Source organism: Flavonifractor plautii ATCC 29863 (assembly GCF_000239295.1).
GTDB classification, from domain to species: domain Bacteria; phylum Bacillota; class Clostridia; order Oscillospirales; family Oscillospiraceae; genus Flavonifractor; species Flavonifractor plautii.
Map to the genome: position 1 here is coordinate 22,058 of NZ_JH417820.1, position 10,153 is coordinate 32,210.

General features: G+C 66.8%; 9 protein-coding genes and 1 pseudogene. 5 read left to right on the forward strand and 5 right to left on the reverse strand.

Going from position 1 to position 10,153, the window contains the following annotated elements; all coding sequences use genetic code 11:
* Positions 1 to 37 precede the first annotated feature (37 nt).
* From HMPREF0372_RS13895 to HMPREF0372_RS13910, 4 genes are all read right to left on the reverse strand, one after another.
* Positions 38 to 3,208 (reverse strand): SEL1-like repeat protein, encoded by a 3,171-nt coding sequence (locus HMPREF0372_RS13895; RefSeq protein ID WP_007493704.1) that lies wholly within the window; start codon positions 3,206 to 3,208, stop codon positions 38 to 40.
* Between the two features lie 195 nt (positions 3,209 to 3,403).
* The gene (locus HMPREF0372_RS13900; RefSeq protein WP_007493706.1) at positions 3,404 to 4,861 is read right to left on the reverse strand and encodes an RNA polymerase sigma factor; all 1,458 of its coding nucleotides are present in this window, start codon (positions 4,859 to 4,861) and stop codon (positions 3,404 to 3,406) included.
* A 294-nt stretch (positions 4,862 to 5,155) separates the two neighbouring features.
* Entirely contained in the window at positions 5,156 to 6,244 is a 1,089-nt protein-coding gene (locus HMPREF0372_RS13905; RefSeq protein WP_007493707.1) for a PTS transporter subunit IIC, read from the reverse strand.
* A 109-nt stretch (positions 6,245 to 6,353) separates the two neighbouring features.
* Positions 6,354 to 7,346: a biotin--[acetyl-CoA-carboxylase] ligase gene (locus tag HMPREF0372_RS13910; protein ID WP_007493709.1), complete on the reverse strand. Its 993-nt coding sequence runs from the start codon at positions 7,344 to 7,346 to the stop codon at positions 6,354 to 6,356.
* A gap of 135 nt (positions 7,347 to 7,481) precedes the next feature.
* Between HMPREF0372_RS13910 and HMPREF0372_RS13915 the strand changes: the two genes are divergently transcribed.
* From HMPREF0372_RS13915 to HMPREF0372_RS13930, 5 genes and pseudogenes are all read left to right on the forward strand, one after another.
* Positions 7,482 to 8,021, forward strand: a complete 540-nt coding sequence (locus HMPREF0372_RS13915; RefSeq protein WP_007493711.1) for a biotin transporter BioY — start codon at positions 7,482 to 7,484, stop codon at positions 8,019 to 8,021.
* Between the two features lie 70 nt (positions 8,022 to 8,091).
* A complete protein-coding gene (yabP, locus tag HMPREF0372_RS13920; RefSeq protein WP_009257440.1) occupies positions 8,092 to 8,382 on the forward strand; it encodes a sporulation protein YabP in 291 nt (96 codons plus the stop codon).
* Between the two features lies 1 nt (position 8,383).
* Positions 8,384 to 8,644, forward strand: a pseudogene (yabQ, locus tag HMPREF0372_RS21360) (spore cortex biosynthesis protein YabQ); the annotation flags it as partial.
* Between the two features lie 232 nt (positions 8,645 to 8,876).
* Positions 8,877 to 9,152 carry a septum formation initiator family protein gene (locus tag HMPREF0372_RS13925; RefSeq protein WP_009257439.1) on the forward strand — a complete coding sequence of 92 codons (276 nt, stop codon included), beginning with the start codon at positions 8,877 to 8,879 and terminating at the stop codon, positions 9,150 to 9,152.
* 30 nt (positions 9,153 to 9,182) lie between these two features.
* Positions 9,183 to 9,620, forward strand: a complete 438-nt coding sequence (locus tag HMPREF0372_RS13930) for a S1 RNA-binding domain-containing protein (RefSeq protein ID WP_009257438.1) — start codon at positions 9,183 to 9,185, stop codon at positions 9,618 to 9,620.
* Positions 9,621 to 9,692: 72 nt separating this feature from the next.
* Here the strand turns inward: HMPREF0372_RS13930 and HMPREF0372_RS13935 are convergent, their stop codons facing one another.
* Positions 9,693 to 9,935, reverse strand: a complete 243-nt coding sequence (locus HMPREF0372_RS13935; RefSeq protein WP_007493718.1) for an RNA-binding S4 domain-containing protein — start codon at positions 9,933 to 9,935, stop codon at positions 9,693 to 9,695.
* Between the last annotated feature and the right edge of the window lie 218 nt (positions 9,936 to 10,153).

Below are 10,153 nucleotides of genomic sequence, written 5' to 3' on the forward strand. Positions count from 1 at the left end.
CCGCAGGCAATGCCTGCGGCCCGCGATTGATTTTGTCCTATTTTCCAAACAGCCGGCCCAGGAAGGACTTCTTTTTCTTCGGCTGTTCCGCCGCTCCGGCGGGGGCGGCCTTGTCCAGCTCCTCCAGCTCCTCCTTGGCGTCGAAGCCCAGGTCAATGGCCTTTTGGTAGCACGTCCGGGCCTGTGCCGCGTCGGCCTCCACGCCCTGGCCCTCCCGGTAACAGTCACCCAGCAGGCACATGGCCCGGCCGGAGCCGCCTTCGGCGGCCTTTCGGAACCAATACACCGCCTGCGCCGGGTCAGGCCGTATGCCGATCCCCTTGAGCATGCAGTAGCCCAGGTTACACTGGCCCACGGAGCTGCCCTGTTCGGCGGCCTGGCGGTACAGCTTCACGGCCCGGGCCTTGTCCTCCTTCACGCCCTTGCCGCTCTCATAGCAGTAGCCCAGGTTGCACTGGGCGCGGGGATAGCCCTGCTCCGCCGCCCGCTCGTACCACTCCACGGCCTTGGCGGCGTCCTCCGCTACGCCCACGCCCCGGTCATAGAAGAAGCCCAGGTTGCACTGGGCCGGGGCATACCCCCGCCGGGCGGCCTTCTCATACCACTCCGCCGCCTTAGTCTTGTCCTCCGCCACACCCTCGCCGTACTCATAGCACAGGCCCAGGTTGCACATGGCCCTGGGGTGCTCCTGCTCGGCGGCCCTGGCATACCACTCCACGGCCTTGGTCTTGTCCTCCGCCACGCCGATGCCCTGCTCGTAGCAGTAGGCCAGATTACATTGAGCGGTGGCATGGCCCCGCTGCGCGGCCTTTTCGTACCACTCCACCGCCTTGGTCTTGTCCTCCGCCGTGCCGCTCCCCACCTCGTAGCAGTAGCCCAAGGCGCACTGGGCGGGGGGATAGCCCTGCTCCGCCGCCTGGGTATAGAGCTGGAAGGCCCGCGCCGCATCCATTTCGGTGCCCTCCCCGTCCCGGCACAGGTCGCCCAGGATGCTCTGTGCCCGGGCATTCCCCTGGGCCGCCGCCTTCTCCAGCCACCGCACGGCGGCGGCCGCGTCCCGCTCCACTCCGTTGCCGTTGAGGTAGCACACCGCCAGGTTGCATTGGCCCGGGGCATAGCCCTCCTCGGCGCTCTTGCGGTACCACAGCACCGCATGGCGCAGATCCTCTTCCACGCCATCCCCGTTCTCATAGCACAGCCCCAGGTCGCACATGGCGGGCACATAGCCGCCCTTGGCGGCGGCCCGGTAGAGCTCCACGGCCCGGGCCTTGTCCTCGGGCACGCCGTTGCCGGTGAGCAGCAGATCCCCCAGAATCCCCTGGGCCCGCGGGAACTCCTGCTCTACCGCCTTTTCCAGCCAGCCTACGGCCTCCTCCGCGCTCCGTTCCGCGCCGGTCCCGTTGAGCAGGCATACGGCCAGATTGGTCATGGCCGGGGCATAGCCCTCCCCGGCGGCCTTGGTGTACCAGTACACCGCCTTGGCCGGGTCCTCGGTCAGTCCCTCCCCCAGCTCGAAGGCCAGCCCCAGGCTGCACATAGCAGGGGGATAGTTCTGTTTGGCGGCCTTTCCATACCACTCCGCCGCCTGGGCCGCGTCGGCCTCCACGCCGTCGCCGTCCCGGTAGCAGCCTCCCAGCAGGCTCTGGGCTCGGGCCTGGCCCTGCTCCGCCGCCTTCTCCAGCCAGGGGATGGCCTTCTCCGGCGCCGCCTCCATGCCGATGCCGGTGAGAAAGCAGTAAGCCAGATTGGTCTGGGCCGGGGCATAGCCCCCCTCGGCAGCCCTGGTGTACCACTCCACCGCCTGGGCCTTGTCCTCCGCCACGCCGTCGCCGGTCTCATAGCACAGGCCCAGACTGCATATGGCGGGCAGGTAGCCGTCCGCCGCAGACTCCCGGTAGAGGGAGAGGGCCTTCTCCTTGTCCTGCTCCACCCCACGGCCATCCAGGTAGAAGTCCCCCAGGATGCTCTTGGCCCGGGCGGAGCCGCCCTCCACCGCCTTCTGGAACCACGCTACCGCCTGGGCCATGTCCTCCTCCACGCCGATGCCGTTGAGATAGCACACCGCCAGGTTGCACATGGCGGGGGCGTAGTCCTGCTCCGCCGCCTTCCGGTAGCACTCCGCCGCCTGGACCTTGTCCTCCGCCACGCCGTTGGCGTTCTCGTAGCACAGGCCCAGGTCGCACAGCGCTGGGGCGTAGCCCTGGTCGGCGGCCTGCCGGTAGAGCTCCGCCGCCCGGGCCGGGTCGGCCTCCACGCCCTTGCCGTCCAGATAGCAGTCGCCCAGCAGATCCTGGGCACGTGCGAAGCTCTGCTCCGCTGCCCGGCGGAACCACTCCGCCGCCGCGGCCGGGTCGGCCTCGGTGCCCACGCCGTGGAGCGTGAGCACGCCCAGATTACACTGGGCCGGGGCGTAGTCCTGCTCCGCCGCCTTCCGGTAGCACTCCACCGCCTTGGCCTTGTCCTGCTCCACGCCGTCCCCGTGCTCATAGCACAGGCCCAGGTTGCACAGGGCGGGGGGATAGTCCTGCTCAGCGGCCTGCCGGTAGAGCCGGGCTGCCTCCCCCCGGTCCTGCTCCACGCCAGTGCCGTCCCAGTGGCAGTCGCCCAGAATGTTCAGCGCCCGGGGAAACTTCTGCTCCGCCGCCTTCTCCAGCCACTGGTGGGCGCACTCCACATCCTTGTCCACGCCGATTCCGTTGAAGTAGCACACCGCCAGATTGGTCTGGGCCGGGGCGTAATCCTGCTCCGCCGCCTGGAGGTAGCACTCCGCCGCCCGGGCCTCGTCCTTCTCCACGCCGGAGCCGTTCTCATAGCTCAGGCCCAGGTCGCACTGGGCGGGGGCGTAGTCCTGCTCCGCCGCCTGCTGAAAGAGCTCCGCCGCCCGGGCCTCGTCCTTCTCCACCCCTGCGCCGGACTGGTAACAGCGCCCCAGCAGGTCGGTGGCCCGGAGATCCCCGTCCTCCGAGGCCAGGGCAAACCAGCGGGCCGCCTGGGCCGGGTCCTTGTCGGTCCCGTCGCCCTCGGTATAGCGCACGCCAAGGTCGTAATAGACGGAGGCGTCTCCGCCCTCCGCCTGCTCCAGCAGGGTCTGGAACTCCTCGCGGGCGCGCTGGAGTCCCTCCACCGCCTTCTGAATCAGATGGGTATCCACAAAAATGACCTGCTGATCCTCGAAGGATTCACGGTTATTGTTGGCATTCGTGTCCATGACCGTTCCCCAATCTATGTAGTATGGGGATATTATACGCCGCCCATAGGATTTTGTCTATGGCGGAAAAGAGGAGAACCCTCCCGGCAGGTGAGTCTGCCGGTAAACGCTTTTGCCAAGCGTTTCGGAGGGAAAGATCATGTGAAAGGCTGCTCCGCCCGGTGGGGCCGGAGCCCCGCCGGGCGGGTGTGTGATCTAGGGCAGCTCGATCACCCAGTTCAGCGGGTCATAAGTGGATGTATACGACCGGGTCTCCACCTCCCGCGGCCGGTCGGTGCGCAGAATGTTGAAAACCAGCGCCTCCACCTCGATAGCCGTAATCTTCCCCTCTGGCTCCTCCAGCAGCCGGAACTCCGGCCAGTACTCCTCCGCCGGGCCGGGGAAGACCCGGTATCGCTCGTAGCGGTTGCCCGCCTCATCGGTGACCCACGCGGCGGGCATGTGCCAGATAGAACAGCCCCGATAGCGGTTGCCCGCCTCGTCGATGAACCATATCGCCGGCACAGGCTGGACACGGCCCGCCTCATCCTCAGAATAGAGCATGGGCACCCATAGCTGTTGCAGCTTCTCCTCCCGGGCCGCCAGGGCGGGGCTCAGCTCCCCATAGAAAGCCACGCTGTGCCCGTCGTCCCCCACCAGGGCGGTGACGGTACCCTCCCGGAAGGTGCGGCTGACGGAGACGGCGTCCAGAGTCTGGGGGGTATCCAGGGCCAGGACGCCCCCCTCCCACATGGGCTGGTAGCCCAGATGGGAGACGTCGTTGGAGTACACCTCCACGTCGAAGGTATAGGGCCCCTTCGCCCCGTCGGGCACCTCCATGTGATAGATCTCGGTTTCGCCCTCCGTGTAGCCCTGGGCCCAATAGGTGCGGCTCATCCAGTCGGCAAGGACATCCAGGCGGCTGGGGTGGTATGTCGTCCCCTCTGTTAAAAAAACGGGGGCCGACATCTCACCCTTGGCGTCGTCATAGTAAGAGGACACCCGCCGCAGCTTCTTCCCGTCGGCGTCGTATACCAGCAGGCGGTAGCGCAGCTCCTCCCCCTCGGCCAGCGCCCCCTCTCTGGTAAAAACACTCACCGGCACAGTGAGCATCCCATCCCGCTGATAGGCCCCGCCGATGCGGTAGAGGAACGCCCCGTCCTCCTTGTGGAGTGCCTCCCCCTGCACCAGCAGGGAGAGGTTCTCCTCCGCCGCCCCCACCCCCAGGAAGTAACGGATCACCCGCTCTGTCCCGGCGGCTACGGCCTGATAATTTACCAGTCCCAGCACCAGCCCCGCGCAGGCCGCCAGGGCCGCCACACGCCGCAGGGGTATTTGCCGTCTGGGAGCCGGCCGCCGGGCCTCCAGGGCCAGCAGCGCGCCGTCCTCCGGCTCCGGCACCTCCGCCGCCAGGTGCAGGCCCTCCTCCAGCGGCGCCCGGCGGCGGAACCAGGCGCTCTTTTTCCAGTTCTTGCAGGCGTTGACGCTCAGCCGCACCACCCACGCCCGCTCCTGGCCCAAATCGGGGAAGCGACGGCCCTCCTCTACCAGCTTGATGAGCACCGTCTGGCAGATGTCCTTGGCGTCGTCCATGTCCCCCAGCCAGGTGTAGCCGATGCGGAGGATGGCGTCGGCGTACCGCTCCACCAGCTCCTCCGCCCGCGTCCCGTCCATGGCCTCGCCCCCTTTCACCTCTATAACAACACAGGCGGGCCGGATCTGTCAATTCCGCGTAAAACTTCATGCGCCTGGGACGCGGCAGGGGGCACACGGCCAATTTTGCTCCGCCTTTGCACAGCAAAAAAGCGGCGCGGCAAGAGCCGCGCCGCAGCCTGCCGAACGCGTTTTTCGACGGCCTCAGCGGGAAATCGCAGGGGCGGGGCTCCTCCCCGTCCGCGGGCGGCCACAAGGGCCGCCCCTACAGGCGTATCGCCGCGTGCTGCCCGCGCGGCGATACGCCGGGCCCTGTCACTCCAGGGTCAGATCCCCCTCCTTGATCCACCCGATGCGCCGGAAGAAGAGGCCGAACAGCCAGCAGAGCACCGCAGGGAGGACAAAGCAGATGAGCGCCAGCCCAACCCAGTCCAGGGAGGTGATGGCCGCCTTGGCCCCGGTGGCCACATCGTTGACCCATCCGGCGTACACCCCGATGGGGCCCACCATGCCGCAGGTGCCCATGCCGGAGGCCACGGCGGAAGCCGGGTCGTTCATCTCCAGCCGGAACAGGCAGGTGGCCAGGGGGCCGGTGATGGCCGAGGTGAGGATCGCAGGCAGCCAGATGCGGGGATTGCGGACGATGTTGCCCATCTGGAGCATGGAGGTGCCCAGGCCCTGGCTGACCAGCCCGCCCCAGCGGTTCTCCCGGAAGGAGAGTACCGCAAAGCCCACCATATTGGCGCAGCAGCCCGCCACGGCAGCCCCGCCGGCCAGCCCCGTCAGGCCGATGGCGGCGCAGATGGCGGCCGACGAGATGGGCAGAGTAAGGGCCACGCCGATGACCACCGACACCAGAATCCCCATCCAGAAGGGCTGGAGCACGGTGGCCCACTTGACAACGTCCCCCACAGCGGAGGCCGCGGTGCCGATGGCCGGGGCCAGCAGGGCGGACAGTCCCACTCCGGCCAGGATGGTCACCAGGGGTGTGACCAGAATGTCGATTTTCGTCTCCTTGGACACCGCCTTGCCCAGCTCGGCGGCGATGACGGCGATGAAGAGCACCGCCAGCGGCCCGCCCGCCCCCTTGCCGCCGGACAGGGTGACGCTGCCCAGGGCGTTGGCGGCATAGCCCACCGTGGCCAGGGAAAACAGCACCAGGGGCGGCGCCTGGAGGGCGTAGCCGATGGCCACGGCCATGGCCGAGCCGCTCATGGCGGAGGCGTAGCCCCCCACCGTCACCAGGAAGGCAATGCCGAGCTGCTTGCCCAGCGTGTCCAGAATGGTGCCGATGAGCAGGGAACAGAACAGCCCCTGGGCCATGGCTCCCAATGCGTCCACTCCATACCGCTTTGCCGAGAGGACAATATTTTTTCGCTTGAGAAATGCGCTGCATGCTCCCATATTTCCGTCTCTCCTTTACATGTGTCATGACACATAACTTGTCTTATTATAGCGGAACAGGCGGATTTGTCAAGCAAAAAGCGCGGGACACGTCCCGCGCTTTTGGAAATCACACATACCCCAGCAGCCCCCGGACGGACACCTCGCCGGAGGACACCGCCTCCCGGCTACCGTCGGCGCGGCGCACCACCAGGGCGAAGGCATCGTCCACCGCCTCGGCAAAGGCCTCCTCCTCCCCGCCCGCCCGGAGCAGGCGCACCGTCCGGCCCAGGGTGAGACAGTCGGCCCGGTACCGCTCCAGCCAGGCCGCCCGCTCTGCCGGGAAGGCGGCGTACAGCTCGTCCAGGGCGGCCAGCACGGCCGCCGCCATCTCCGCCCGGCGGGGGGCCCGTCCCAGAGCCTGGGCCAGGGAGACGGCCACCGGGGCCACCTCCGGCCCGAAGTCGGCTGCGGTCTGGGTGAGGTTGATCCCCACCCCCACCACCACATGGCGCAGGGCGGCAGTCTCCGCCTCCAGCTCCAGCTCGGTGAGAATGCCGCACAGCTTCCGCCCGTCCAGGATCACGTCGTTGGGCCACTTGATCCCCGGCCGCACGCCGCACACCCGCTCCACCGCATTGCACACCGCCACCGCCGTCCACGCCGTCAGGGTCGACACCTCCTCCAGAGGGCACCGGGGGCGGAGGAGAACCGACAGATAAAGCCCCTGCCCCGCAGGGGAGACAAAGGAGCGGCCCCGGCGGCCCCGGCCGCCGGTCTGCTGCTCCGCCACCACCGCCAGGCCGTCGGCGGCCCCGGCCAGGGCCCGGCGCTTGACCTCGTTGTTGGTGGAGTCCACCGTCTCCAGGCACACCAGCGCGCGGCCCACCCGGCGGCCCGCCAGGGCTCCGGCCAGCTCCCCGGCGGACAGCCGGTCCGGCGAGCCCTCCAGGGCGTAGCCCCGGCGGGGGGCGGAGGAGATGACATACCCCTCGTCCCGCAGAGACTCCATGGCCTTCCACACCGCCGCCCGGCTCACCCCCAGGGCACGGCTCATCTCCTCCCCCGACAGGGGCTTCCCCTCCCGGGCCTTTAACAGCGCCAGCACCTCGTCCCGCAGCATTCGCTCCACTTCCTTTCGCCCTCTATTGTACCCGTCCCCTCCTAAATCGTCAACCTATATCTCTTTTTAGTTGACATTTTATTAAATGTAAACTATAATCATTTTTAAGTTTACAATCAGGAGGGAACACCTATCATGAAGACAAGAGAACTGGCCTACACCGGCATCCTGGCGGCTCTGATCGCCGTCTGCTCCTGGATCTCCATCCCCACCGCCGTTCCCTTCACCCTACAGACCTTTGCCGTCTTTCTCACACTGGGCCTGCTGGGGGGCAGGCTGGGCACCCTGGCGGTGACCGTCTATCTGCTGTTGGGGGCCGTGGGACTGCCCGTCTTTGCCGGCTTCCACGGCGGCCTGGGGGCCTTTCTGGGTGCCACGGGCGGCTATCTGGTGGGCTTCCTTTTTACCGCCCTCACCATGTGGGGCGCCGAGCGATGGCTGGGAAAATCCGCCCCCGTCTTTCTCGGTTCCGCCGTCGTGGGTCAGATCCTGTGCTACCTGTTCGGCTCCGTCTGGTACTACGCGGTATACACCAGCTCCGCCGGGCCGGTAGGAATGTTCACCGTGTTGGGCTGGTGTGTGTTCCCCTTCCTCCTGCCCGACGCAGTCAAGCTGGCGCTGGCCTGGCTGTTGAGCCGCCGCCTGGCCCCCGCCCTTCGGATCAGCCGCCGCTGAGGGCCCTGGCATAACCCGCCCACCTGTCCCATATATATGAGACAAGACTATGGAAAGGCGGGGGAGAGCCATGCCGTACGAAGAAAACCGTCCGCGGGCGGAGGCGGCCCATCACATCATTCTGGAGGAGCGCGAACAGCTCTCAGTCTCCGGCGTGGAGGAGGTGGAGAGCTTTGACGAGAACACCATTGTCATGCTCACCAACCGGGGCACCCTCATCGTGCGGGGGGAGGAGCTGCACATCGAGAAGCTGAGCCTGGACGGCGGGGATTTGAAGGTGGAGGGCACCATCGACTCCCTCACCTACGAGGACAGCGGGCGGGACAGGGCGGGCGGCCTGTTTGCCCGGCTCTTCCGCTGAAATGACCGTATCCGTCACCGACCAGGCCCTCTTCTTTGCCGGGGCGCTGGTGATGGGGGCGGCGGTGGGGCTGCTGTACGACGCGTTCCGCATCCTCCGTGTGCGCGTCCGCCTCCCCCTGCTGGGTGGAGTGCTGGACCTGCTGTTCTGGCTGGTGGTCACCGTCGCCCTGTTTGTCTACACCACCACCGCCGGCAGCGGCGAAGTGCGCCTTTACATTGTGGCGGCCGTCCTCCTGGGCGCGGCGGCTTATTTCTGGCTGCTGAGCCGCTGGTTCCTCAAACTGGGCTACCGTCTGGCCGATCTCGTTGGGGTTTTGTGGCGTGTGCTTACACTACCGGTAGTGTTTCTCCTGAGGCTGTGTAAAAAAATTGGAAAAACCGCAAAAAAGTCCTTCCATTATCGGCGAAAGTGGTATAGAATAAGGCTGATATCCAGGGAAATGGATGAGCTACACCGCTCGGACCGCCGCGCGTCGGGAGGAGGTACCGCCTGTGAAAACCAAAAAAGCGTCCCTCCTGACCAAGCTGGTGGTACTGGCCCTGCTTATCGGCGCCGCCACCGGGCTGCTGAACCTGCGCCAGCAGATTCTGACCGCCCAGAGCGACCTGGCCGAGGCCGAGGCGCAGGTGGCAGCCCAGAAGCAGGTCAACGCCGACCTGTCCGACGCCGTGGAAAACAGCGATGATCCCGACCGGCAGGCCGACATCGCCCGCGGCAAGCTGGGCCTGGTAGAGCCGGGCGAGTATATCTTCCGTTTCACCGATTGAAAATTTATGAGAGAGGATTTAGCAGTCAGTATGGAGTTTGGTGTTGGTTCGGTTCTGGAAGGAAAGGTCACAGGCATCACAAAGTTCGGTGCGTTCGTCTCCTTGCCGGAGGGCAAGTCGGGTCTGGTGCATATCTCTGAGATCGCCTATTCCTATGTCAACGATGTGAAGGATCATCTCAAGGAAGGGCAGGAGGTCAAGGTCAAGGTCATCGGCATTGACGAGAACGGCCGCATCAACCTCTCCATCAAAAAGGCTATGGATCCCCCGCCCCGCCCCGCGGGTCAGGGCCGTCCCATGGGCCGCCCCGGCGGGCACACCGGCGGCGGCTTCCGCGGCAAGCCCGCCCCGGCGGAGCCCGCCAGCTTTGAGGACCGGCTCAAGCAGTTCATGGCCGCCTCGGACAGCAAGCTGTCCGAGCTGCGCCAGTCGGAGCGCCGCAGCTCCCGCCGCGGCGGCCGCAAGTAAGCCACAAAAAACAGCCCTCCCATATATGGGAGGGCTGTTTTTTGCTCTCAGCGCGGCGGGGGCGGTCCGCCCTCACAGCAGTTCTTTATACAGGGCGGGGGCGTCGGCCTTGCCCACGTGCTCGGCCACCGACAGCACCTCCACCTTTACGGTGCGCTCGCCGAAGCGCAGCTCCAGCACGTCGCCCGCCTTCACGTCGTAGCTGGCCTTCACCGGCCGGCCGTTGGCCGTGACCCGGGCGTTGTCACAGGCCTCGTTGGCCACCGTCCGGCGCTTGATGAGCCGGGAGACCTTCAGCCATTTGTCCAGTCGCATGGGAATCTTCCTCCTCCATAGTCAACATAGTCAAGGGCCGCCGCAAGCCTGCGGCGGCCCTGTGGTTCTCTCTGTGGATGCGGCCCAGCCGGACATGGGGCCACTCGCCTCACGGGCGGGTGTGGGCACCCGTCCCTACGCCTCCGCCGGGCCCGGTGCAGCGCCGCGGGGGAACCATTCTGTGCACCCCTGTAGGAGCGGCCCTTGCGGCCGCCCGC